This window comes from Rhodococcus sp. WS3 (assembly GCF_003797085.1).
GTDB lineage: Bacteria > Actinomycetota > Actinomycetes > Mycobacteriales > Mycobacteriaceae > Rhodococcus_F > Rhodococcus_F globerula.
In genome coordinates, this window is sequence record NZ_RKMA01000001.1 from 1,967,969 (window position 1) to 1,992,032 (window position 24,064).

Genomic DNA, 24,064 nt, shown 5'->3' on the forward strand with positions numbered 1-24,064 from the left:
CAGAGATGAGAATAGCGATTACGTATTTGAAAGTCACGCTCTCATTTATTTGTCGGCAGGCTTTGCCAGCTCCTGGAACAACTTCTCCGTCATCTGCTGTGCCCGATCATTGCCGTCGGCATCAGCGACGAAGACCGCAAAGGCCAGGTCACCACGTGATCCGAAGAACCAGCGATCGTCACCACTTGCCGCACCGGCAGCGATCAGATCCGGGTATCCGACCAGGCCGCCCGCGCCGCGCATGGAATCACGGAGTCGGTTGGTCACGTCCTCCGGCAGCGCTGACGCCGCGGTATCGGCGGTCGCGGGCTGACCGAACACCATCATCGGCGTCGGCGCACTGCCGCGGGCAATGGACGCCGCGAGCATAGCCATACCGAATGGCGTGACCTGAGGTTCACCGACACTGGAGGATGTCCGATTAGCCACGATATTGTTCACCGACTCGTTTCCGCCGGAACCATCCGACGCAAACGTGGCCGTCTGCTGCTCGAGGCTGGGGATGTGGAATCCGTTGCCCAGACCGAGTTGCCGCGCCGTGTCGGCCAGCTGTTCGCCGGACACGGCACGCGGCTCGATGCCGTTCTGCATCGACGAAGCCAACCGCACGAGGTCCAGCGCGCCGCCTGCCGGACGAAGCCCGGTGAAGGCGATCGGCCCCTGCTCGATGGCCTGATTGTTCTGTGCAGCAGCAAGAATCGCGCCGTCCGAGGGTCGGATCGCGACTATCGCCGCCGGCGTTCCAGCGCTCACCACAGCTTCGATTGCCGCGAGTTGTGTGTGCGAGTCCATGGTCGCGGCAACGTCGGGTCCTGAAGGTCCCTGGAAACCGGCTTGTTTGACTGCTGCTCCGTTTTGGTCGACAAGATTGACCGCCCAACCTGCGGTGGCGTCGCGGTTTGCCTGCCACGCGGTACGCAACGGGTCCAGGAGCGGCGAATTGATCCGGCGATCCGACGCAATGAGCTTGGGCGTCTTCACGACAACAACTCCGGGGATGGCGAAGTCGCTTTCGAGGTACAGATAGTCGGGGTCGCGCAGGAGAACTGCTGTAATCGACTGCCCCGGGTGCGCCGCGAGATCAGCGAGCATCGATTCGCTGGTCACCAGCGGAGCGACGGGTTCGATGACTTTCGCGAGCCGGCGCGTCGAGTCGACTGGATCGGGCATGGATGCCGGGTCGAGAGTGATGGCATTGATGGTCTGCTCGTTCATGAGCAGAGTCCCGCCTGCATCGACCACCTTGGGCGGAGCGGCGTCGGTCCGGGTGTAGTCGACGGTGCGTCCGCTGCCGAGGCCGGGGACGATGACCGACGGATCCCAGGACACTCGCCAACCGACGGAGAGGTCTCGGACCTCACCTTGTGACTGGTATGTCCAGTCCTTGCCTTCGCCGAAGTTCCAGGCCGCGTCGAGAGTGAAGAATCCGGAGTCACTACCGAGGTCGATGACCTGGGCGACGTCGAAGTCGGTGGAACGTGCTTCCAATCCGTCGAACATCTGCGAAATGGATGCGCGTGCGGCATTGGGGTACGACGTGAGGTTGGCGGCTCCGTCGACGTCGTGATTGTTGAGTGCGGTGACAAAGTCTTCGACGACCGTCGCGGCGTCAGTTTCCTCTTCTCCCCCGACGACGCACGACGCGAGTGCCACTGTCATGACAACAGCAGCTATCGAAGCAATGACGTATTTTCCACGGCTGCTTTTCTGTGCTCCGGGCCCCATTGGTGCAACTCTTCACTTCTGTCACAGCCGTAACAAGCACGGGATGCCTACGAACGTGTCACGGTTGAGCCACGGCGGTGTCATCGAACTGCAATCGAAATCAGGTTTCACCGCAGAAAAGTGCCCGCGACCTGCACTGCAGGAGCGGAGCTGTCTGCCCCGGCGATAAAAACCGCAAACGCCAGATCTCCCTTGATTCCGACAAACCATCCATGCGCTGGACCGCCGTCAACTTCGGCTGTTCCGGTCTTGCCCAGCAGTCCGTCGATATCTGCGAGAGTCGTCGCAGTACCACCGGTGACGGTCTCACGCATCATGGTCCGCAACTGTTCGGTCACCACCGCGGGAGTGGGCGCCGCGGTCTGATCGGCAACCCCGGGCTGCCCTTTCACGAGCATCGGGGTCGGCGTTTCACCGTGTGCGATCGACGCCGCGACCAACGCCATCCCAAACGGCGTGGCAGTGACAGTTCCCTGCCCGATCGCCGATTCGACGCGTTCGGCCGGAGTGTTCGCGTCCGGTACGTTTCCGGTCACCGTCGTCAGGCCCGGAGTGACGTAGTCGACGCCCAATCCGAATTGCAGTCCCGCATTGTGCAGTGCGTCCGCAGGCAGACCGACGGCTAGGCGCGCCATCGTCGTGTTGCACGAATGCGCGAATGCGGTGTGCAGGGGCACCGAGCCGAGATCGAATTCGTCGTCGTTGGGGATCTGTCGTCCCTCGACGTTCTCGGTGCCAGGACACGGCAGAATTGTGTCGGGGGTCGCCACCCCGGCTTGCAGCGCCGCCGACGTTGTCACGGTTTTGAATGTCGAACCGGGCGGATACAGACCTGTGAGCGCGATCGGCCCCTGAGCATCGGCGGCCGAGTTCTGGGCCACGGCCAGAACAGCGCCGGACGACGGTTGCAGCGCCACGATCACCGCAGGCTGTGTCACCCCGGCGAGTGCGTTCTCCGCGCCCAGTTGAAGGTTGCGGTCGATTGTTGTCGCGATATTCGGCGCAACCGGGCCGTCCTGTCCGGCGATAGTGGTCGCCGACCCGTTCTCCTTCACCATCTGCACCGCCCAGCCGGCGGATTTGTCCTGCCCTTCCTGCCACAGGTCGCTCAGTCCGGTGAAGGTCGGCGACGTCAAAGCCTTGTCGACGGACAGCAACCGGGCCTGTGGCGCAAGCGTCACTCCGGGCAGGGAAGCCAACCGATCTTCAATGGGCGCAAGGTCTTCCGCACGAAGCGTGATGGCAGTGATCGGCTTTCCGGCAGCCGCGGCGAGATCACTGCGCAACGAATCTGCCGTAATTGTCGGGGCAACCGGGGAGATGAGCGCCGCCACGGCAGCGGCATCAGCTGTGGGCTCGAGATTGACCAGTGTCACCACCTGTTGCTCCATGACGGGCTGCCCGGCCGAATCGAGAACCGACGGCGGTGCACCGGTAGTGGGTGTGTACCGCAGGGTGGTCGACGCCCTCAGATCCGGTGCGAGCAATGCCGGATCCCACTCGATCAACCACTGATCACCACTGGCCGATGCGTTCCCGTGTGTCGAGTACGTCCAGTCCTGGCCTTCGCCGAAGTTCCAGGCCGCATCGAGAGTGAAGGTGCCGGCGTCATCGCCGGATTGTTCGGCTTCGGAAACCGTGAACGTTCCCTCGTCCTTCCCCAGTCCGTCAATCATGGCGGTGATCGCGGTGGAAGCCGCCGCGGGATCGGTAGTCAGGTTTGCCGCCGCCGACACATCGTCGTCGGTGAGGGCAGTCGCGAACTGCTCAGCCACTGATCGCGGCTGGTCAGGGCCACTACTGCACGCGACGATACTACTCGCGGCGGCTACTCCGATCACCGTGAACACGGTGATTTTTCGGATCAACGGGTGGCGAATATCAACTCTCGATGGGCGCACCTTCTCGATCATGCCCGAAATTGTGGCGAACGCCGGAATATCGGTGTAATCATGTAATCAGAGCAATAAATGCTTCCGACGACTTTCAGGAGAACGTCATGAAGAACTCACACGGCCCCGGCGAGCGCGGATTCGGACGCCCCGGAGGTTGGCAACAAGCATCGGTTCCCGACGCGGGTGATGCCGGCGACTGGTTTGCCGGCAGGCTCCCCGACACCTGGTTCACCGGCCCGGCCGACGTCCAGGTGGACCGCGAGGAGATCGTTGTCATCGGGGAACTACCACCCGTCGAGGGCGGGTCTGCGGCAGCGGAAGGTCGTATCTCACGCTTTCGTGAAACCACGCGCGCCGATCGCATGCGCATCGCCGACGAGGCCGAGGCCAGATACGGCCGGAAGGTGGCATGGGGTGTGAAACTCGACGAAAAGACGGTTCTGTTCACACATCTCGCGGTGCCGGTGATGACGCGATTGCGTCAACCCGAGCGCAAGGTACTCGACACGTTGGTGGATGCCGGTGTTGCCAGGTCGCGGGCCGACGCACTCAAGTGGACTGTCCGCCTGGCCGGTCAGCACAGCGAACAGTGGCTCGCGGAACTGCGGGACGCGATGAAGAAGGTCGACGATCTGCGGACGGAGGGACCGAAGATCTGACGATGCACATCACACGTTAATTCGATTGCCTACGTCAACGGTCATCGAGTAGCGTCGACGTCGAATCATCCCCGACGAACAGGAAACGGGCCGTTGCTCATCTAGAGGTTCATTACGCGAAGGCATCCACACCCATCAGTTGCGGCTGAGCCGGGTGGTCCCCGCACCCTCTGGAGTTCACATGACCCACTCTCATTCCTCTCTGTCTCTGTCCGACCTCACGTTCACCTGGCCCGACGGCGAGCCTGTCTTCTCCGGTCTGAGCTTTGTGTTCCCCAGCGGCCGAATCGGTCTGGTGGGATTGAACGGATCCGGGAAGTCCACGCTGTTGCGCCTGATCGCCGGTCGATTGACACCCGATGCCGGTTCAGTCCACGCTTCCGGCGAGATCGGCTATCTGCGCCAGGACATCACCCTCGACCCGAATGTTCGAGTCGACGACATCCTGGATATCGGTGATCTGCGTATTGCCTTGCACCGCATAGAATCCGGCGAGGGCACAGAGAAAGACTTCGCTGTGGCCGAAGGCAACTGGGACATCGAGGAACGTGCGATTTCGACGCTGCACCGCCTTGGGCTCGAACGCGTTGTACCCGACATCGAAGCCTTGGGACGCACCGTCGGCACGCTGTCCGGTGGCGAGACGGTGCTACTCGGCCTCACCGCGACCCTGTTGAAAAATCCGCAGGTACTGCTACTGGACGAGCCGACCAACAATCTGGACCGGTTGGCGCGCGCCCGGGTTCATGCCGCTGTCCAACAATTCCCCGGCACCGTCGTGGTGGTGAGCCACGACCGGGAGTTGTTGAACAGCATGGAATCCACCGTGGAACTGCGTCGTGGCAATCTTCGGACATTCGGCGGCAATTACTCGCTGTACCAGGAGGCGACAACGGCGGAACAGGAAAACGCCTTGGCTGCGGTTCGCGACGCCAAAACCGATCTGGCAAAGCAGAACCGCGAATTGATCGAGGCGCGAACCAAACTGGATCGGCGCAAGCGATACGGCCAGAAGATTCAAGACGAGAAGCGGCTACCGCCGATCCTGGCGCAGACCCGCAAGCGAAAAGCCGAAGTTTCAGCGGGAAAACTGTCGGTCAACCATATCGGCAAGGTCGACGACGCGAAGTCCGCTCTTGCCGATGCGGAGAAGCTGCTTCGCGTCGATCGCGAAATACGATTGGATCTTCCTGATACACAGGTACATCCGGGCCAGCAGGTAGTGACGCTCGAGGGTGTTGTGCTGCGCAGCGGCCAGATTGTGTCGCTGCATGTCACCGGTCCCGAACGGATCGCGATTGTGGGGCCCAACGGAATTGGGAAGACAACCCTTCTCGACGTCATGGTGGAGAAAAAGCCACTTGTTCCCTGCCGCGCACTGCGTCAGCGGTTGGACGTGTTCGACGAAAATCTGTCGGTGGCGGACAACGTTGCACTGGCGGCGCCACACGCAACCAGCGAGGAAATTCGTGGCCAACTGGCTCGATTCCTTTTTCGTGGAACAGATTCCGACGTGACAGCCTCCGCCCTGTCCGGCGGCGAACGTCTCCGGGCAGCGCTGGCGACCATCCTCCTCGCGCAGCCCGCACCCAAACTCCTGATCCTAGACGAGCCGACCAACAATCTGGATCTCCCCAGCCTTGCCCATCTCACGCAAGCGCTTCACGATTTCCGGGGTGCACTCGTTGTTGTCAGTCACGATCTGCCGTTTCTGCGGGAGATCAACATCACCCGGTGGATCAGGATGGACGAGAACGGAATTCAGGAAATCGATCCCGAATGGCAATGACGCCATTCACACGTCCATAATGGATCGGTGATGCAGGACGCGAGAAACCCCGTTGACGGTACCCGGATCGCGTATCAGGTTGTGGGGACGGGCATCCCCCTGCTGATGGTTCACGGCAGTGCTCTGTCACATTCGATCTGGCGCGGCTTCGGTTATGTCAAAGCCCTGCAGGATCGGTACCGGATGATCCTGGTCGACATGCGCGGGCACGGTCGCAGCGAGAAGCCGCACACGCCCGATTCGTACGCGATGGATCTGGTGGTCGGCGATCTACTCGAGATCCTCGACACCGAGTCGCCGTTCGAACCCGCCCACGTCCTGGGGTATTCGTTCGGCGGGCGCGCGACACTGTCGTTGGCAATCGAGCACTCCGAACGGGTGCGGTCGTTGACCGTCGGCGGTGGGAGCAGCCGGCCCATGACAGGCGCGTTCGACGCACTGTTCTTCCCAGGCTGCGTCGACGCCCTCGAGCAGGGTGGGATCGAAGGCTTTCTCGACGGCTGGGGCGCTAGGCGCGGCAGGCCGGTTGATCCGCAGACCGCGGCGGCGTTTCGTCGGAACGATCCGCTCGCTCTCGCCGCGTACATGCGACGGTCCGACGTCGAACCAGGTATCGACGACACCGTGCTTCGCGAGATGATCACTCCGACATTGATGTTCGTCGGGTCCAAAGACCGGGAGCGGCGGCCCGATACCGAGCACGCCGCGTCCCTGATCCCGGATTGTTCGTTGACTGTCATCGACGGCACCGACCACGCCAGCGCCGTCGTGGCGTCTGACGCCGTTCTAGCGTCGTTGATTCCGTTTCTGCTCCGGCACTAGCCGAGCAGTCCCTTTGCGATGTGCGTGACCTGGATTTCGTTGCTTCCGGCGTAGATCATGAGCGACTTCGCGTCGCGAGCCAACTGCTCGACGCGATACTCGGCCATGTAGCCGTTTCCGCCGAACAACTGGACGGCCTCCATGGCAACTTCGGTTGCCGCGCGCGAGGAGTACAGCTTCATCGCCGACGCCTCCGCCAGGGTCACCCTGTCGCCTGCTGCGGTTCGCTCGATCGCGTTGAAGACCATGTTCTGCACATTGATTCGAGCTACTTCCATCTCGGCGAGCTTGAGTTGGATGAGCTGGAACTGTCCGATTTCGCGGCCCCACAGTTTGCGGGACTTTGCGTAGTCGATGCAGAGCCGGTGGCATTCGTTGATGATTCCGAGGGACAGGGATGCAATGCCGATGCGTTCGGCGGCAAAGCTTTCCTTGGCACTGGACTTTCCGTCGGATTTTCCGCTGTCTTCCGTTTCGCCGAGCAGGCGGTCCTTGGTGATGCGGACGTTGTCGAAGAACAGCTCGCCGGTGGGTGAGGAGTTCATGCCCATCTTCTTGAAGGGCGGGCTCTGGGTGAACCCTTCCATGCCCTTGTCGAGGATGAACGCGAGCACCTTGCGGTCACGACGGTCGACGGAGGCGTCACCTTCGTCGAGTTTGGCGTAGACGATGGTGACGTCGGCGTACGGTCCGTTGGTGATGAACGTCTTGTTGCCGTTGAGGATGTAGTCGTCGCCATCGCGGCGAACGTAGGATTTCATGCCGCCGAAAGCGTCGGATCCCGAGTCGGGTTCGGTGATCGCCCAGGCGCCGACGGTCTCGAAGGTGACCAGTCCGGGCAGCCAACGTTCCTTCTGAGCGAGGGTGCCGCGGCTGCGGATCGTTCCGGCTGCGAGCCCGAGGCTGACGCCAAGCGACGCGACCAGGCCGAGGCTCACCCCGGCCAGTTCACTGTTGAGCACGACGCCCATGCTCCCGGCCCCGCTGAAGGCGCTGCCCTTCTCACCGTCACCGGCTGGTGCGTCGCCGCGCTCGCGGGCAAGTGATTTCTCGAGGCCCTCGCGTGCCATGTCGGCCAAACCGAATGTCGAGTACAGCTTGCGGATGATGTCGAAGGGCGGGAGCGCTCCGCTTTCGAGTTCGTCGACGTGAGGCCGCACCTCCTTGTCGATAAAGCCCCGCAAGGCGTCGCGGAACATCAGGTCGGTGTCGGACCACTCGTACATGTGCGTGCACTCCACTCGCTGAACGGTTGGCTGCCGGAAAAGCAGCCTCACTCCGAATATAGAACACGTTCCAATTGGTGGGGTAGAACTGAGTGGATGAAACTCAGCCGATCAGTCCCATCCGCTGCGATAGCCACTCCAATTCCTGCTTCATAGCGGCCGACCACACGACAAAACTGTGGGCTCCGGGCAGTTCCAGATACTTGACGTTCATTCCCGCTGCCTTGGCCGCGTCGTAGATCTTCTGCTGCCCGGACTTGAAGTCGTTGTCGTCGGTTCCGACCACCACGATCCCGGCAGAATCGGGGAACTTCCGGTTCGCCATGATGTCCATCGGATTGACCTTCTCGAACGCGGCCTCGTTGCCGCCGAAGATCTGATCGACTGTCCTTTGCCGATCACCGAGCGATGGCTCGACCTGCCCGGAGAAGTCCAGGAACGTCGGGTAGATTTCCGGGAAATTGGTCGCCATCTGGAGCGAGCATGTCCCGCCGTACGAGAGTCCGCCGATGGCCCAGGCTTTGGGATCGGTATCGACCTGGAATGCCGAGGTCACTGCCGCGGGCAGATCCTTGGCGAGATACGTCGCCACATTTCCTGCCGGCGAGTCGGTGCACAAAGGATTGGCGAACTGTGTCCCGGTGGCGTCCGCCATCACGACGATCGGCGACAGCCCGGAATGCTCGCGGGCAAAGGAATCCATTGTGGCGGTGATCTTCCCGCCTTGCAGCCAGTCCTGCGGGCTTCCGGGTTGCCCGGCCATCAGAACCAGAACGGGGAGCAGCGGACGAGGATTCGTGAAGTACGACGGTGGCAGATACACCTCGGCATCGCGCGCGGTGAATCCCGAAATCGCGCCGGGGACAGGCAGAGTCGTCACCCGGCCACGATTCGGCATGTCTTCCGGGGCTTTCCAGACCGAATCCGTGGGATCACCGCTGATAACAGGATCGGTCGGACCGGGTACGTCCGCGAGCTCGATCCGGTCGAAATCGTCGTGGCCCAACACAATTCCCACGGTCGGATATGCGGAGAATTCGAGGTTGATCTGTACCGCGGCCGTAAGCACCATCAGCAGCGCTGCCACCACGGACAGCACTGCGCTAGCGATACTGCCCCCGGCTTTGATGCGCGGGCCGAGAAGCAACAGCCCGTACACGGCAAAACCGATCCACACGTAGATCGACATCGCAATCGGATCGGGGAAAGGCACGATCACCTTCTCCACCAGAATCCACGCCGCCACCATGATCACCAGCGCCGCAACACCGCACACCGGGATCGCGTAGCGGTAGAACCACCGAGGCTTCCCGCTGAGCAACCACACTCCGCCGAGTACGCCCAGAATCGTCAGGACCACAGGCACGGGTCCAGAGATCACACTCGTCCGGTAGAGCCAGTCCACGTGTCGCCTCTCGTAATGCCGCTACGCCTGTCCGTCGAAAGCCTAGAGCCGTAATCGAGGGTTCGCCACGATCGAGGGGTTCTCGGGTACGGCTAGTACCCTGAAGCAGGTGACTTTCATCAAGATCTGTGGCCTCCGCGACGCCGATACCGTCGACCTCGCCGTCCGACTCGGCGTCGATGCCATTGGTTTTGTCTTTGCCGAGAGCGTCCGCAAAGTCGACACCGAGCTTGCCGCCGACCTCATTGCCCGAGTTCCCGACACCATCAGAGCTGTCGGCGTGTTTCTCGGTAACCCGCTCGACCAGATCCTCGAGATCGCCAAGTCCACGCGGCTGAAGTATGTCCAGGTCCATGATCTCGAGTCATCTGAGCAGGTGAAGCAACTACACGGCGCGGGGCTCACCGTGATTCGTGCCGTCGTCTCCGGCCGGGTTCGCGACGGCTACAGCCTCGACCTGGGCGAGGACGAACTCCTCATCGACGGAGCCGATGCCGGTTCCGGAGTGGCCTGGGATTGGGCGCAGCAGCAGTCCAGGCCCGCTGGTCAGTGGATTCTGGCCGGCGGTCTCGGCCCCGACAACGTCCGTGCCGCGCTGGACGCCACTGGAGCCTGGGGTGTCGACGTGTCCAGTGGCGTCGAGTCCTCGCGCGGGGTCAAAGACCACGCGTTGATCGAGAGATTCGTAGCAGCCGCGCGGGCCTAGATCGGAGCTGTCGATCTGTCGGCCGCAGCCCACGCACCGAGCACGGTCCGCACTCCGGTTACCAACGGAAGTGGCTGATCGATCATCACATGGTGGCCGGCCTCGGGAATCTCCGCGACGATGGATTCCGGTCCCAACAGGATTCGGATGTCGGCCATCAGTTCCTCGGAGACAATTCCGTTCTCCGCTCGGAAATATGCTGTGCGGCAACGTGGACGATGATCGGTGACGTTGCCCGTACCCTCGCGCACAAACACCCTCGGATCGAACTTCCACGACCAACCACCGTCGACGGCTTCCATCGAGGTCTCGGCAACGTGGTCTCGGATGCACGGCAATCCGGTGTCTTGTGCCGGAACAAAGCGGAAGCGCGCCTTCGCGTCCTCACGAGTCGGATAGACCTTCTTCGGACCGAAGGCGTTTTCTTTTTGGCTGGCTTCTTCTTCCGGGGTCAATGCCCGCACCGGCGAATCGATGATGACGACACCACCCAGTTCGTCGCCATGGAGGTCCGCGGCCACGAACGAGATGATCCCGCCCATGCTGTGCCCCACCAGGATCGGCTTTCCCTCGATCCCGCCGGCTCGCGCGGCCTCGACAATCTCGCGCGCCCACATCGCCAGTCCGTAACTCTCCCGGGTGCCGCTGTCTCCGTGTCCGGTCAGGTCGAGTGCGACAACTCGGCGATCGGCAGCCAGCTGCGGGCCGATGTGATCCCACCACCGACTGTGGGCGGCGCCGCCGTGAACCAGCACGATTCCCGGCCCGACGGGCCCCCAGGCGCGGAATCGTACGGCTACACCCTCGACATCAACCGAGCCTGTTTGGGCGGGCGTCGACAACGCCTTCGTGAACCACTCCGGCGCCTGCTGCGCCTCTTCGACGCTCGTGTTGCTCATTTCCTGAACATAACCCACCCGTCTCGATCCCTTCGGAGCCCTTCCCCTGTAACCACAACATCGCCTATATTGAATCCGGTCTCAAGTTCAATTGTTCAACCGAGAGGGACACATGCCGAACCGCCAAGTACGCCTCGCCGCCCGACCGACGGGACTCCCCGACGCTTCCACCTGGGAATACGTCGATTCCGACATCCCCGTTGCCGGGCCGGGCGAGTTTGTCGTCAAGGTCGAATACCTCTCGCTCGACCCCGCTATGCGTGGTTGGCTCAACGACGTCAAGTCGTATGTTCCGCCGGTGAAACTCGGTTCCGTCATGCGCGCTCACGGCGTCGGCCACGTCACGCAAACTCAGCATCCCGAGTTCAAGGTCGGAGATGTTGTCGCCGGAGCTTTCGGCGCAGCGGAGTACGGGCTCTCCGACGGTACCGACGTCACGCGGGTCGACGAATCGATCGCACCCATGCCCACTTGGCTCGGCGCACTCGGATTCCCGGGTGTGACAGCCTATTTCGGCCTCCTCGAGGTCGGAAAGCTGAAAGACGGCGACACCGTGGTCGTTTCCGGCGCCGCTGGTGCCGTTGGCAGTCTCGTCGGCCAGATAGCAAAGATCCACGGCTGCAAGGTGATCGGCATCGCCGGTGGCCCCGAGAAGTGCGCCTGGCTCACCGACGAACTCGGATTCGACGTCTCGATCGACTACAAGAACGAATCCGTCTACAAGGCCCTACGCGCTGCGGCGCCCGACGGAATCGACGTGTACTTCGACAACGTCGGCGGTGAAATCCTCGACGCCGCACTCTCCCGCCTGCGCCTGGGCGCTCGCGTTGTCATCTGCGGCGCTATTGCCGGCTACAACGCCACCGAGCCGCAGCCGGGCCCGTCGCACTATCTGTCGCTTCTCGTAAACCGGGCAACCATGGCCGGATTCGTGGTTTTCGATTATCTCGATCGGTACTCCGAAGCGCAGGAACAGATCGGGAAGTGGATCAAGAGCGGTCAGTTGACGGCTCGCGAACACATCGTCGACGGCGGCATCGATGCGTTTGGTGACAGCCTCAATCTCCTCTTCGCAGGGGCTAACACGGGAAAGCTGGTTCTGCGGGTGTAGCCGAATCCTCCCCCAGGCGCGGCGGCGCGGTGCGGTAGGTGGCCGGAGTGGCGCTGAGCCGAATCGGATTGGCCACCTGCCGGATCGGTGCCGCACGGCGCGGATCATCGATAGTGGCAACCGGATCGAGGTTCAGGCGTTCGGCCAGCGCCATCGCGTCGGCGATGTTGTTGAGCGGACCGCACGGAACACCGCGCGCCGTCAATTTCTCGAACCAGTAGTCGGCGGTGTGAGACGCCAACGCGAGTGTCAACGCGTCGAACAGTTCCTCGCGATGCGCAACCCGCTCACGGTTGGTCATAAAACGTGCGTCGGTCGCCAGTGAAGGCATTCCCAGAACGTCTACCAGAGAAGCGAATTGACGATCGTTTCCCACCGCCAAGACGAGCTGCCGATCGGCCGTGTCGAACAGTTCGTAGGGCGCAATACTGGGGTGACGGTTACCCATCGCCTGCGGAACCACCCCGGCAGCGACGTAGCCGGACGACTGATTGGCCAGTGCCGACAGCAACGAGGACAACAGATTGACCTCGACGTGTTGACCTTCACCCGTCCGGTCCCGATGACGCAGCGCGGCAAGGATTCCGACACTGGCATGCAGTCCGGTGATGACGTCCACCACCGCAACACCGACCTTGGTAGGCGAGCGCGGGTCCGGCCCGGTGATGCTCATCAACCCGCCGACGGCCTGAATCAACAAATCGTATCCCGGTAGTGAGTTGTTTCCACCGAATCCGCTGATCGAGCAGTACACGATCGACGGATTCATCTCTCGCGCAGCGTCGTAACCCAATCCGAGCCGGTCCATGGTCCCGGGAAGGAAGTTCTGCACCACAACATCCGCCGTGCGCACCAGATCCTGTGCAACCTCCAGGTCCTGAGCGTCGCGCAAGTCCAAGGTTACCGACTTCTTGTTGCGGTTTACGGAGAGAAAGTAACTCGACTCCTCACCCACCCACGGTGGACCCCAACTGCGGGTGTCGTCACCAACACCGGGACGCTCGATCTTGATCACCTCGGCGCCGAGATCCGCCAGGATCATGGTGGCGTACGGTCCGGCGAGTACCCGGCCGAAGTCGGCGATCACCAGTCCGTCCAGTGCGCCAGGCGTTGTCACCGGAATGCTTCCTCACCCGTCAGTGCCCGGCCGATCACCAACTGGTGAACCTCGGAGGTGCCTTCGTACGTGAGCACGGATTCGAGATTGTTGGCGTGACGGATGACCGGATACTCCAAGGTGATGCCGTTGGCGCCCAAGATCGTTCGGCACTGTCGGGCAATCTTGATGGCTTCACGCACGTTGTTCAGTTTGCCGGTACTGACCTGCTCGGGACGTACCGTGTCGGCATCCTTGAGGCGTCCGAGATGAATCGCGAGCAACTGCCCCTTACCCAATTCGACTGCCATGTCGGCGATCTTGGCCTGCGTGAGCTGGTAAGCCGCCAGTGACTTGTCGAAAACCTGTCGATCACGGGCGTAGGCGATGGCAGTTTCGAGGCAGTCGCGGGCAGCGCCCATCGAGCCGAAGATGATGCCGAACCTGGCCTCGTTGAGGCAACCGAGCGGCCCGGACAGTCCGCGGGCCTTGGGTAGCATCGCAGACGCGGGCAGTCGTACATCCTCGAGCACGAGTTCGGAGGTAACGGACGCACGCAGCGACATCTTGTTCTTGATTTCGGGGGCCGAGAACCCGGGAGTGTTTGTCGGAACTACAAATCCGCGCACACCGTCCTCGGTTCGCGCCCAGACCACGGCGACGTCAGCGACGGATCCGTTGGTGATCCACATCTTGGTGCCGTTCAGAATCCAGTCGTCACCGTCGCGCTTGGCGTTGGTGCGCATACCGCCGGGATTGGAACCGAAGTCGGGTTCCGTGAGACCGAAGCAGCCGAGGGCCGTGCCCGCCGCCATCCGCGGAAGCCACTCTTCCTTTTGCTCTTCGCTGCCATTGTGGTGAATCGCGAACATCGCCAGCGAACCCTGAACGGAAACCAGACTGCGGATACCTGAATCGACGGCTTCGAGTTCTTGGCACGCCAGACCGTAGGCGGTTGCACTCGTTCCGGCGCAGCCATATCCCTCGAGGTGCATTCCCAGCACACCCAACGATCCGAGTTCCTGAGCCAACTCGCGCACCGGCAGTGCCGCGTCCTCGAACCACTGACCGATGTTCGGGCGGATACGGCTGTCGACCATCGCGCGCACCGTGTCGCGGATCGCGATTTCCTCGGCGTCGAGCAGCGTGTCGATGGAAAACAGTTCGGACAGGGACTGCGGCGTGTTCACGTTGCCTCCAAGGATGTACGTACGGGATTCATCAGGTATGCGAGAACGATTGTGCAATCGTTTGCATCACCTAGAGTAGGGACCGACCTAGCATCACGTCAATCCCCAAAATGAGTCTCAGGAGCCCCCGAGTTGATGTCGCCGGACCCGTCGACCCGCAGCAGCGGACGCCCACCGACGCTGCGTGAGATCGCAGACAAGGCGGGCGTCCACATCTCGACGGCATCGCGCGTCCTGCGCCAACCCGAACCCGTCGACGGCTGGTCGGACTCGGCTCAGCGTGTGCGCCAGGTCGCCGAAGAACTCGGCTACCAGCCAAATCTGTGGGCAGCAAGTCTACGAACACGCAAAACGACAACCATCGGTGTGGTCATGCCGAGACTCACCGACGGCGTCGTCGCCACCATGTTCGGCGGCATCGAGGAAGCCGCGACGGCAGCCGGTTATTCGGTTCTGCTGTCCAGCCCGCCCGACGATCTCGATGCCCAGCGCAAAGCCGTCGAATTCCTGATCAGCCGTCAGGTCGACGGCCTCATGCTCAGCAGCATCCACCTGCCCGGCACCGATTTTGTCAGTTCGCTCCCCATCCGTTCGCTCCCGGTTCTGCTCCTCAACCGCCACATCGACGTCGGGCTCCCCTATGTCAGCGGCGACGACCGCCGCGGTGGGTACCTCGCGGGCAGACACCTGCTGGACTGCGGCTATCGCGACCTCGGCGTGATCGCGGGGCCGGATCACGCCAGCACCTCGCGCGAACGCGTCGCCGGATTCCGCGACGCACTCGCCGAAGCAGGCCTGGAATTACCGCCGCACCGGATCGTTGCCTCCGATTTCGAGGTAGAGGGCGGCGTTCGAGCAGCAACACAACTGCTGAGCACCCCGACGCGTCCCGACGCCATCTTCACCGTCAGCGACACCATCGCCATCGGCGTTCTCGGTGTTGCCCGCGATCTGGGCCTGAGTATTCCGGACGACCTTGCGCTGGTGGGCTACAACGACATTCCCGTGGTCTCGCAACTTCCGGTTCCACTGACTACGGTTCGCTCACCCGCCCGCAAGATCGGCGCAACCGGGGTGCAGAATCTGCTCGCCCTCATGGCAGGACGGAGCGTCGAATCTGTAAAGCTGCCGATCGAACTGATCGTGCGGGCATCGACGCGTTACCAGACTTCGGATTCCTCGATCCCCAACTGACGGGCGTAGCGCGAGTTGAGATCGTCCCAGCCGTACTCGCGTGCCTTCGCTCCAACGATCGGGCCGAACGGCGAACCGGCAAGCAGCCCGTCGAGAACGTCGAAACACAGGTGCCACCCCGCCGCCAACGCGGATGCCATTCCCTCGGCGCGCGAACGCTGCGTCAGAACCACCCTGGTTCCGCCCTCGACCGGAGTGAGCTCCCAGATCAATTCGTCCGGGCCCCATTCGTGTTCGAGTCGACGAGCTTCGTCGACCACGCGGACGGACGCCGGAAACGACATCTCCGGATCGCCTTCCTCAGACAGCATGGCGATGACCACTTCGCCGACGCTGCCCAAGTTGCGATCAGCCGTGTACGGAGTCCACTGGGCCAACATTTCCGGATCGGTCACCGCCGCCCACACCTGATCCACGGGATAAGGCAACGTTCTCGGGAAGGTGACAACCGTGTCGTCGCCGTCGACGGTTACCGTCACGTCGGACAGGGCACTGGGCTGATATTGCTGGGCACTCATAGTTCGATCTCACCAGGTGCCACCGACAGGAGCAACCGGCGTCAGCGTGGCCTGATTCCGAAGAGCCCGAATGCCGCCGCGACAGTCTGTTCGACCACGGGAAACTTGGTCACCCCGAGGTCGTGTTTGGCGCCGTCGAACTCCACCAACGTCGTTGCTGCGGGGATCAAGTCAAGTGCCGACTGCATCTCGTCCGTCGTCGCGAATTCGTCCTTCGACCCGTGGACCACCACCGTGGGGGTGGTCAGTGCCGGAAGGTGCTCGGTGCGCAGTTTCTCCGGCTTCTTCGGCGGATGCAATGGGTAGGACAGCAAGATCAGCCCATCCACCAAACCAGGGTTCTCGGCCGCCGCCATCGAGGACTGGCGTCCACCGTACGAATGTCCACCGAGAAGTAGAGGTCCATCGCTCGGGTAGTCCTTACGCAGTGTCGCAACAACATCAGCGATTCCCGATCGGTCTTCGGCAGCACGGGACGGGTGCGGTGGCCCCTTCGGGCGGCGCACCCGGTAGGCAAGATCGAATCGCAAAACCTGCACTCCGGCTTCGGCAAAACCATCGGCAACAGCGCGAAGGAGCACCGTGTCGCAGTTGCTTCCGGCGCCGTGTGTCAGAGCCAAAGTCGCGATCGGGTCCGTATCCGGCCGATGCAGGAATCCTTGCAGCTCACCGCGGTCGACGGTCTCGAAGGTGGTCATGGTCGCATCCTTGTCCGGCCCGCGCGGGCCTGCTCGACTGCCGCCGTCATCGTCCCCTCGTACGCGGGCCCGTGCCCCGGGAAAATGACACCGGCCGGGGTTTCCGCAATGGCGTCCAACGCCTCGTCCGTTGCTTCCCGGTGGTGATTGAACGGGCACACCAGGAACTGCGGCCCCGTCTGCCGGGACGTGGCATGGCCAGTCACCAGAGCGTCACCCGAAGCAACGACGCCGGCACCGGGAATCAGGTACGCACTGTGCCCGTCGGTATGTCCGTGAGTGGGAATCGGCACGATACGGCCGGGAACATCCAAGGCACCACCTTCCGCGAAAGCCTGTGCCTGAGGCAGTTTCGCTCCCTTCAGCGCGCCGGCGCCGATCACGTCGAACAGCCACTTCGGCGCGCCCCGGCGCCACAGCAGTAACGGAACTTTGACCGGCCCGAGTTGCTGCAGGTATTCGCGTCGCGCATGCGGTACTTCCAACGGGTCCATCAATACCGGTAGGTCGTGGCGGGTCAGTATGTCCGCGATCCCGCCGATGTGATCGATATGGGCGTGAGTGACAAGCACGGCGCGCACATCGCCGATGCTGTGACCGATCTGCTCGATCGAGCGCTCCACGTCACCGCCGTCGGCGGGATACCCACCGTCGATCAGAGTGAGATCGGAGCCTTCCTCGACGAGAACCCAATTTGCGTGCCCACATCGAACGAGGTGTGTGTTGTCGATCTGCGTGATCGACAGTGTCTTTGTACTCATGATTGGTAGTGTGCGCCACGTGCCGGAATCGTGGAACAGCGCCAGTGATCGCACAGTTCGGGGCCTCGCCGAGGCAGGCCTGGTTGCAGCAGCATTCGCGCTGCCTGCAGCGGTAAAACGCCGCATCACCGGACCGCCGGTGCACAGAGACGGGCACACTCTCGACGCCGACGCGCACATGTTGTTGACTCTCGCCAAGGCACGCCCACGGCCCGCACTGTCGTCGGAGCCACATGTACTTTCCGCCGCGCGCGCCGAATTGACGCGAACGGCGATGTTGATGGCCGGCCGACCGGCGTCGGCGCACACGGAAGACATCTCTGTACAAGGCGCCGACGGCCCACTTCGCGCTCGCCTCTACGTGCCCACCCACGAGTCCGGGGCACTGCTGGTGTTCTTCCACGGCGGCGGCTGGGTTCAGGGCGATCTCGAATCACATGACGCACCGTGCCGACTGTTGGCTGAAACCTCAGGGGCCAGAATCGTCGCTGTCGAATATCGACTTGCACCCGAATTCCCTTTCCCCACACCGGTACACGACGCCTATGCGTCGTATCTTGATATTGTTTCTCGGGCAGCCGAGTTCGCCGTCGACCCCACTCGCATCGCGGTGGGTGGCGACAGCGCGGGTGGACACCTGTCGGCTGTTGTTTCACTCCGCGCCCGCGATGACGGATATCCGTCACCGGCAGCCCAGTTGTTGATCTATCCGGCCACCGACTTTCACGAGAGAAGGCCGTCCCGAACGACGTTCGGCGAAGGATTCTTTCTGACCGAGGCAAATATGAACTTCTACGAGCGCAGTTTCCTCGGCGAGAACTCGGATCGGCTGGACCCGTGGGTGTCTCCATTGCGTGCCCAAAGCCACAACGATCTTCCACCGGCAATTGTGGTGACAGCTGGATTCGATCCACTGCGCGACGAAGGTGAAGCATACGCACAGCTGCTGCGCGACAACGGAGTTCGCGTTGTCGCGCGGCGCTATCCCGGATTCATCCACGGGTTCGTGAATGTTCTCGGCCCCAGTGCCCGATCGCGTGCGGCGGTTGTCGAAATAGGCGGAATGCTCCGAGCACTGTTGAGCTAGAGCACCTATGCCGTATTGAGCGCAATCGCGGCGTGAATGAGGGCCGTGAAGGCTTTCTCGTCGATGGTGTCGCCTTCGTTGAAGTCGATAGCGCGCCTGGTGTTGCCTTCGAGGCTGGAGTTGAACATTCCCGTCGGGTCATCCAATGCGGCCCCCTTGAAGAACGTCACCTTCACAGCCTTCTTGTACGTCTCACCGGTGCAGAGAATGCCGTCGTGTTCCCACACCGGAACTCCACGCCATTTCCACTCCTCGACCACATCGGGGTCGGCTTCCTTGACCAAAGTCCGGATCCGAGCGAGCATCTCCCCTCGCCAGTCACCGAGTTCCTCGATCCTCGCGTCGATCAATTCCGAGGGGGTACCCCCTGCTGCGTCCTTCTTCATGGTCGGTCACCCTCTCCACGATCGACTCGCTCCAAGTCACTCGAGTATGCCCGATCGTCATTGCACCGTGCGGCAAATATGTTGCGTGTGCCCGCATCCAGAATTTCGTGATGAATAATGCAGCGATGGCACCACTCGGAACGCGAGTAGCAACTACCCTGTCGGCGAAAACGCGAAGCGGGTTGTTGGTCCGGTCCACACTCATGGGAGTCGCCACCGTCGGCGTAGTCATCTCCGCGGTCCTCTCACTCGGCGGTGACAACCGTGAAGCCGGCACCGCATCAGGATCACCCACCGCTACGAATGGTGGAACCCACAACAGCGCCGAAGCCATCGTCGGGACGTTCCCGCCGGCCCTTGCCGAGGAGAGCATCTGCTCGCAGGGCTCGCTCAACTCGACCGGCGACTTGTACCTACTCTGCACGGTCGACTCCGGGTCAGCTCTCGCCCAGAGCGTCTCGACCGACTACAACATCACATTCATCACCTGGGTGAACCAGACCGAAGCTGGTAAAACACTCGTCGACTGGCGCGAGAACGAGCGGCCCGAACTCATCACAGAGAACCGCTCGCGTACCGCAGCCGCCCGCATCGAGTATCGAGACGCCGTCAGCACCACGGAGTACGCCAACTCCGACAGCGGGCTCCACATCACCTCGAGCGCCGTTTTTCCGAATGCCGTAACCGCCAAGGCATTCCTCGAACGCGCCGGCCTGGTCTGAGAATGCGCAAATTCCTGGCTGTCACGTTCATTGTCGCGGTGAGCGTGTTCGCAGTGGCAGCGATGTACCTTTCCGTGCGCGGAGATAGCGTCGCGTTCACTCCTGCCGTGGCGTCGGTAGTCGACCATGCGGAATGCACTACACCCGATATCTCCGGACCACTCAGCGGGCTCGCTCAGATGGATTCACAATTCCCGCCAACAACCGAACCCGGCTATCCGCCATCGGATTTCGAACCGGTAGCGCTCATCCGGTGCGAACGCGGGGAAAACGCCGCCGGTGGGTTGACTATCGACGCGGTTCGCCTTGAAGGCGACGTATCTGCAGTAGTCGAAGCATTCCGAACCGACTCGCACCGGTTCCGCGACAACATCTCTGCTGACTGCGCGATACGGGAAATCGTCCCCGTCGGCCTGTGGTTCGTCGACGCGTCGGGTAACGCATTTCGTCCAGCTTGGCCGTCAGCGCCGTGCGGATTCCAGGACGCACCTCTCGAAACGCTGGACACCTTGCATGAGGTCAGCCGTCAGCAGCACCCGATCGACGCCATATCGGCGGACGAACCGGGAATCTGCACAACGTCGATCGGATCGTTGTTCGATCTCACCACCCCCGACGACGTCGAGCGATCAGTGCGTTCCGAGAACACCGGATACTCACCTCTCGACAGTCCGTTGGCCACACCCGTCGACGACGTCGGCCGACTGCAGGTATGCCGCTACAACCTGGGCCAGGGGTCCTCGCATATCCGCCTGACATTGGCAGACAGTGCCGAGCTGATGCACGCGGCGTCCACAGCACCCATCGCCCCACCCTGCGATCAGATCGCGCAACAGGTGGCGTCGATCGATCTCCGTCGAGCTGACGGCTCCGGGGGAACCCAAGTTCTTGCCGAACTCGACGGTTGCCAACGCATCAGATTCGGCGGATACCGCCAGATACCCACATCGATCACCGAACTGCTGTCGCGATGATGCCATTGAGAAAGCCATTGCATCACTGTGTATTTCGAGCCAAATAGTTGGTGAACGCGGAATATAGAGTCGCACGACGGCAGCTACCTCGGGTAGCTTCGTACTCCATGTACATCCGCCGCGAATGCCCGTCCGACCGTGACGCCGTCTACTCACTTCTCGACGCTGCATTTGCGGATCAGGCACCGCCGGGCGAAACGCCGTACGAAATCGAACTGACGCGCCAACTCTTTGCGTCCGACGAGTACCTGCCGAAGTTGTCCCTGGTGGCCGAGGCAGACGGCGAGATTCTCGGCTTCGTCATCGGAACCCGGGGATGGGTCGGCGAGGTGGAGGCTGTGGGCCTAGGCCCGCTGGCAGTGACACCCGAAAACCAACGGTCCGGCGTCGGCTCTGCGTTGATGCACGCGGTCATCGGTGCAGCGGACGCTCTGGACGTGCCGTTGCTCGCACTACTGGGCAGCACTGAGTACTACCCACGGTTCGGGTTTGTGACCAGCACGAAGGTGGGCGTCGAATCACCGGAAGCCGAATGGGGTGCCCATTTCCAGATTCGCACCCTGTATGCGCACACCCCAGATCAGGTTGGCACGTTCAAATACGCGGCACCGTTCAATATGCCCTGACCGTCAGTCGAACAGTGTCGGTGACACGCCCTCGTCGGAAGCACCTTCGGCGGGGGCGATCTTCTTGCCGCCACCCTTACGCACGACAGTCAGACTGGTCGTCCGTAGCGACAGCCTGTGCCCGTCACCGTGTTCGAGCAACGCCATACCCTGCCGGACTTCGACTACCGTCCACGGACCCGCATGGTCGGCCGCCTGTACGAGGTCACCGGACTCCACCTCAGTTGCCATGACCACTCCTTAGTTCCTCGTGTCCTGCACGTTCTCCTTCACATTATCGACGTGACCATGTAGCGGCAGACGCGCAGGGTAGGGCTTCGCCCCGTGCGCCTTTTCGGTAGCGCCGACTACCAGAAAGGCGCACAGGTCCGAAGGCCCAAAACCACCCCGAACGAACCTGCAACAAGTTACAGTTTTTCGACGGACCATCGAAGGAGAAGCCTGTGCGCTACGGAGTCAGCTTGTTCACCAGCGACCGCGGCATTCGCCCTGCTGATGCGGCCGTTGCCGCCGAAGCTGCCGGGTTCGACGCCTTCTACGTTCCCGAGCACACGCACATCCCGGCATCACGGGCGTCGGATCATCCGGGGACCAAATCCGCGGAACTTCCGGACGACCGCTACATGCGCACCCTCGACCCCTGGGTTGCGCTCGGCACTGCAGCATCGGTCACCAGCACCATTCGCCTGGGCACGTCGGTGGCACTCCCCCTCGAACATGATCCGATTACTCTGGCAAAAACCATCGCCTCACTGGATCACCTGTCCGATGGACGTGTTGTCTTCGGTGTCGGATTCGGCTGGAATGCAGAGGAACTCGCCGATCACGGGGTACCCCCGAACAAACGTCGTACGGCTCTGCGCGAATACCTCGAAGCAATGGGTGAACTCTGGTCGAAGGACGAGGCGTCCTACGAAGGCCAGTTCGTGAAGTACGGAGCCAGTTGGGCATGGCCCAAGCCCGTACAGAAACCGCGTCCACCCATCCTCCTCGGCGCTGGTGCGAGCGAAAAGACCTTCAAGTGGATCGCACAGTCCGCCGACGGCTGGATCACGACGCCGATCCAGCAAGAGATCGAGGAAAACGTAGAGCTGTTTCGCAAGATCTGGTCCGAAGCCGGTCGAGTCGGCGAACCCGAAATCACCGTCCTCGCCGGAAAGCCCGAGGCGGACAAGCTCGCTCACTGGGAGAGCATCGGAGTTACCGAGGCAATGTTCGGCACGCCGGACGCCGCTCCCACCGACGTTGTGGAATACATCAAGAGATTGGCCGCCAAGCTAGGACGGTGAACCCCGTCACATCACCTTGATCTCAAGCGCGCTCGAGGTTTTACCGTCAATACAGCACAGGCCACGTGCATCGGCGGAATTACCCGAGTAGCGGAAGGTGAACTCTCACGTGACGACGGAACTAAGTGGACCGCATACCGATTCGATACCGGAACCGTCGATCCGTGAATCTTTTGTCGATGCCTTCCGTCGACATCCTGCGGGCGTCGCCATTATCACTGCCGCCGGCGAAGACGGCCCGGTCGGGATAACGTCGTCGTCCGTGATGTCGATCAGTGCCGACCCCGCTGTACTCGCGTTCTCACTACAATCCCTGCGAGGATCTGCTGCAGCGATCGCGGCCGCGTCCAGTTTCCTTGTTCACCTTGCGCATTCCGACAATGTCGAGCTGGCAGAAACATTTGCCACGCGTGGCGCCGTCCGCTTCGGCGCGGACATGGACTGGTCGTTTCTGTCGACCGGTGAACCGTTCCTCCACGGAACGGCGCATGCTCTCCGCGCGGTCCCACTCGGCGCCACCGCTTGTGGTTCGGCGCTCATCGTCACGGCAGAAGTTGTCGAGGTCATCGCGCCGACGCGTGTTCTCTCCCCACTCGTCTACCACAACCGGGCGTACCACCATCTCACCCCAGCGACTCATCACCGATCGAAAGGCACACCACAATGACCGAATACGTCTTGCCCCAGCTCGATTACGATTACGCAGCCCTCGAACCTCACATCTCAGGCGAGATCATGGAGCTGCACCACAGCAAGCATCACGCGACCTACGTCGCCGGCGCAAACAGTGCAATCGAGCAGTTGGCCGCCGCACGAGAAGACGGCACGATCGCAGCCAAGGCTCCGCAACTCAGTAAGAACCTCGCCTTCCACCTCGGCGGCCACACCAATCACTCGATCTTCTGGAAGAATCTCTCCCCCAACGGTGGTGAGCGACCTGAAGGAGAACTGGCTGCTGCCATCGACGAACACTTCGGCTCGTTCGACGCGTTCGTGACGCACTTCTCCGCGGTCGCAACCACTTTGCAGGGCTCCGGCTGGGCCGTACTGGCCTACGACACGATCGGTCAGCGTCTGATCATCGAGCAGCTCACAGATCAGCAGGGAAACATCAGCATCGGCATTGTTCCGCTCCTGATGCTCGACATGTGGGAGCACGCCTTCTATCTTCAGTACAAGAACGTCAAGGCCGACTACGTGAAGGCATACTGGAATGTCATCAACTGGGACGACGTGGCGCAGCGCTACGCCGACGCCACGTCGGTCCTGGGTTCCGGAAAGTAACC

25 protein-coding genes are annotated in these 24,064 nt (G+C 62.1%); 13 read left to right on the forward strand and 12 right to left on the reverse strand.

The window, feature by feature from the left end:
* Nucleotides 1–45: 45 nt before the first annotated feature.
* Complete coding sequence (locus EEB13_RS08765) at nucleotides 46–1,725, reverse strand: NTF2-like N-terminal transpeptidase domain-containing protein (RefSeq protein WP_141485064.1); 1,680 nt, start codon at nucleotides 1,723–1,725, stop codon at nucleotides 46–48.
* A 107-nt stretch (nucleotides 1,726–1,832) separates the two neighbouring features.
* Nucleotides 1,833–3,638 (reverse strand): penicillin-binding transpeptidase domain-containing protein, encoded by a 1,806-nt coding sequence (locus EEB13_RS08770; RefSeq protein ID WP_141485065.1) that lies wholly within the window; start codon nucleotides 3,636–3,638, stop codon nucleotides 1,833–1,835.
* Nucleotides 3,639–3,724: 86 nt separating this feature from the next.
* On the opposite strand from EEB13_RS08770, the gene EEB13_RS08775 reads away from it, so the two are divergent.
* The 3 genes from EEB13_RS08775 (at nucleotide 3,725) to EEB13_RS08785 (ending at nucleotide 6,890) form a co-directional block, all read left to right on the forward strand.
* Nucleotides 3,725–4,279: a hypothetical protein gene (locus EEB13_RS08775; RefSeq protein ID WP_033231734.1), complete on the forward strand. Its 555-nt coding sequence runs from the start codon at nucleotides 3,725–3,727 to the stop codon at nucleotides 4,277–4,279.
* A 181-nt stretch (nucleotides 4,280–4,460) separates the two neighbouring features.
* Nucleotides 4,461–6,068: an ABC-F family ATP-binding cassette domain-containing protein gene (locus EEB13_RS08780; protein ID WP_141485066.1), complete on the forward strand. Its 1,608-nt coding sequence runs from the start codon at nucleotides 4,461–4,463 to the stop codon at nucleotides 6,066–6,068.
* 30 nt (nucleotides 6,069–6,098) lie between these two features.
* Complete coding sequence (locus tag EEB13_RS08785; RefSeq protein ID WP_141485067.1) at nucleotides 6,099–6,890, forward strand: alpha/beta fold hydrolase; 792 nt, start codon at nucleotides 6,099–6,101, stop codon at nucleotides 6,888–6,890.
* Here EEB13_RS08785 and EEB13_RS08790 read toward each other — a convergent pair.
* Both EEB13_RS08790 and EEB13_RS08795 read right to left on the reverse strand, forming a co-directional pair.
* Nucleotides 6,887–8,116 (reverse strand): acyl-CoA dehydrogenase family protein, encoded by a 1,230-nt coding sequence (locus tag EEB13_RS08790; protein ID WP_141485068.1) that lies wholly within the window; start codon nucleotides 8,114–8,116, stop codon nucleotides 6,887–6,889. The genes EEB13_RS08785 and EEB13_RS08790 overlap by 4 nt on opposite strands.
* Before the next feature lie 103 nt (nucleotides 8,117–8,219).
* Nucleotides 8,220–9,521, reverse strand: a complete 1,302-nt coding sequence (locus tag EEB13_RS08795; RefSeq protein ID WP_116103614.1) for an alpha/beta hydrolase — start codon at nucleotides 9,519–9,521, stop codon at nucleotides 8,220–8,222.
* A gap of 109 nt (nucleotides 9,522–9,630) precedes the next feature.
* On the opposite strand from EEB13_RS08795, the gene EEB13_RS08800 reads away from it, so the two are divergent.
* Complete coding sequence (locus EEB13_RS08800; protein WP_141485069.1) at nucleotides 9,631–10,227, forward strand: phosphoribosylanthranilate isomerase; 597 nt, start codon at nucleotides 9,631–9,633, stop codon at nucleotides 10,225–10,227.
* Here EEB13_RS08800 and EEB13_RS08805 read toward each other — a convergent pair.
* Nucleotides 10,224–11,126, reverse strand: a complete 903-nt coding sequence (locus EEB13_RS08805; RefSeq protein WP_141485070.1) for an alpha/beta fold hydrolase — start codon at nucleotides 11,124–11,126, stop codon at nucleotides 10,224–10,226. The genes EEB13_RS08800 and EEB13_RS08805 overlap by 4 nt on opposite strands.
* A gap of 112 nt (nucleotides 11,127–11,238) precedes the next feature.
* Between EEB13_RS08805 and EEB13_RS08810 the strand changes: the two genes are divergently transcribed.
* Entirely contained in the window at nucleotides 11,239–12,237 is a 999-nt protein-coding gene (locus EEB13_RS08810; protein ID WP_095887028.1) for an NADP-dependent oxidoreductase, read from the forward strand.
* Here the strand turns inward: EEB13_RS08810 and EEB13_RS08815 are convergent.
* Both EEB13_RS08815 and EEB13_RS08820 read right to left on the reverse strand, forming a co-directional pair.
* Nucleotides 12,206–13,354, reverse strand: a complete 1,149-nt coding sequence (locus EEB13_RS08815; RefSeq protein ID WP_141485071.1) for a CaiB/BaiF CoA transferase family protein — start codon at nucleotides 13,352–13,354, stop codon at nucleotides 12,206–12,208. The two genes, EEB13_RS08810 and EEB13_RS08815, sit on opposite strands and share 32 nt — an antisense overlap.
* Nucleotides 13,351–14,523 carry an acyl-CoA dehydrogenase family protein gene (locus EEB13_RS08820; protein WP_141485072.1) on the reverse strand — a complete coding sequence of 391 codons (1,173 nt, stop codon included), beginning with the start codon at nucleotides 14,521–14,523 and terminating at the stop codon, nucleotides 13,351–13,353. Before EEB13_RS08820 ends, EEB13_RS08815 begins: the two co-directional genes overlap by 4 nt.
* A gap of 135 nt (nucleotides 14,524–14,658) precedes the next feature.
* Here EEB13_RS08820 and EEB13_RS08825 point away from each other — a divergent pair, with 135 nt between their 5' ends.
* Nucleotides 14,659–15,717, forward strand: coding sequence for a LacI family DNA-binding transcriptional regulator (locus EEB13_RS08825; protein WP_141485073.1), 1,059 nt, complete (start codon nucleotides 14,659–14,661; stop codon nucleotides 15,715–15,717).
* Here the strand turns inward: EEB13_RS08825 and EEB13_RS08830 are convergent.
* Genes EEB13_RS08830 through EEB13_RS08840 form a run of 3 tightly spaced genes read right to left on the reverse strand, consistent with a single transcriptional unit; the run spans nucleotide 15,684 to nucleotide 17,694 of the window.
* Entirely contained in the window at nucleotides 15,684–16,235 is a 552-nt protein-coding gene (locus EEB13_RS08830; RefSeq protein WP_033231745.1) for an SRPBCC family protein, read from the reverse strand. The genes EEB13_RS08825 and EEB13_RS08830 overlap by 34 nt on opposite strands.
* 41 nt (nucleotides 16,236–16,276) lie before the next feature.
* Nucleotides 16,277–16,933, reverse strand: coding sequence for an alpha/beta fold hydrolase (locus EEB13_RS08835; protein WP_045064687.1), 657 nt, complete (start codon nucleotides 16,931–16,933; stop codon nucleotides 16,277–16,279).
* Nucleotides 16,930–17,694 (reverse strand): MBL fold metallo-hydrolase, encoded by a 765-nt coding sequence (locus EEB13_RS08840; RefSeq protein ID WP_141485074.1) that lies wholly within the window; start codon nucleotides 17,692–17,694, stop codon nucleotides 16,930–16,932. Before EEB13_RS08840 ends, EEB13_RS08835 begins: the two co-directional genes overlap by 4 nt.
* Nucleotides 17,695–17,713: 19 nt before the next feature.
* Between EEB13_RS08840 and EEB13_RS08845 the strand changes: the two genes are divergently transcribed.
* The gene (locus EEB13_RS08845) at nucleotides 17,714–18,781 is read left to right on the forward strand and encodes an alpha/beta hydrolase (protein WP_261984478.1); all 1,068 of its coding nucleotides are present in this window, start codon (nucleotides 17,714–17,716) and stop codon (nucleotides 18,779–18,781) included.
* Between the two features lie 5 nt (nucleotides 18,782–18,786).
* Here the strand turns inward: EEB13_RS08845 and EEB13_RS08850 are convergent, their stop codons facing one another.
* Nucleotides 18,787–19,167, reverse strand: coding sequence for a DUF1801 domain-containing protein (locus tag EEB13_RS08850; protein WP_033231749.1), 381 nt, complete (start codon nucleotides 19,165–19,167; stop codon nucleotides 18,787–18,789).
* 110 nt (nucleotides 19,168–19,277) lie between these two features.
* Here EEB13_RS08850 and EEB13_RS08855 point away from each other — a divergent pair, with 110 nt between their 5' ends.
* The 3 genes from EEB13_RS08855 (at nucleotide 19,278) to EEB13_RS08865 (ending at nucleotide 21,489) form a co-directional block, all read left to right on the forward strand.
* Nucleotides 19,278–19,889: a hypothetical protein gene (locus tag EEB13_RS08855; RefSeq protein WP_141485076.1), complete on the forward strand. Its 612-nt coding sequence runs from the start codon at nucleotides 19,278–19,280 to the stop codon at nucleotides 19,887–19,889.
* Between the two features lie 2 nt (nucleotides 19,890–19,891).
* A complete protein-coding gene (locus tag EEB13_RS08860; RefSeq protein WP_141485077.1) occupies nucleotides 19,892–20,863 on the forward strand; it encodes a hypothetical protein in 972 nt (323 codons plus the stop codon).
* Nucleotides 20,864–20,970: 107 nt separating this feature from the next.
* Complete coding sequence (locus tag EEB13_RS08865; protein ID WP_141485078.1) at nucleotides 20,971–21,489, forward strand: GNAT family N-acetyltransferase; 519 nt, start codon at nucleotides 20,971–20,973, stop codon at nucleotides 21,487–21,489.
* Between the two features lie 3 nt (nucleotides 21,490–21,492).
* Here EEB13_RS08865 and EEB13_RS08870 read toward each other — a convergent pair whose 3' ends face one another.
* Nucleotides 21,493–21,720, reverse strand: a complete 228-nt coding sequence (locus EEB13_RS08870; RefSeq protein WP_033231855.1) for a hypothetical protein — start codon at nucleotides 21,718–21,720, stop codon at nucleotides 21,493–21,495.
* A gap of 212 nt (nucleotides 21,721–21,932) precedes the next feature.
* Between EEB13_RS08870 and EEB13_RS08875 the strand changes: the two genes are divergently transcribed.
* The 3 genes from EEB13_RS08875 (at nucleotide 21,933) to EEB13_RS08885 (ending at nucleotide 24,062) form a co-directional block, all read left to right on the forward strand.
* Nucleotides 21,933–22,778: an LLM class F420-dependent oxidoreductase gene (locus tag EEB13_RS08875; RefSeq protein ID WP_033231753.1), complete on the forward strand. Its 846-nt coding sequence runs from the start codon at nucleotides 21,933–21,935 to the stop codon at nucleotides 22,776–22,778.
* 109 nt (nucleotides 22,779–22,887) lie between these two features.
* Nucleotides 22,888–23,445 (forward strand): flavin reductase family protein, encoded by a 558-nt coding sequence (locus EEB13_RS08880; protein ID WP_141485079.1) that lies wholly within the window; start codon nucleotides 22,888–22,890, stop codon nucleotides 23,443–23,445.
* Nucleotides 23,442–24,062 carry a superoxide dismutase gene (locus EEB13_RS08885; protein ID WP_033231754.1) on the forward strand — a complete coding sequence of 207 codons (621 nt, stop codon included), beginning with the start codon at nucleotides 23,442–23,444 and terminating at the stop codon, nucleotides 24,060–24,062. Before EEB13_RS08880 ends, EEB13_RS08885 begins: the two co-directional genes overlap by 4 nt.
* The last annotated feature ends 2 nt before the right edge of the window (nucleotides 24,063–24,064 follow it).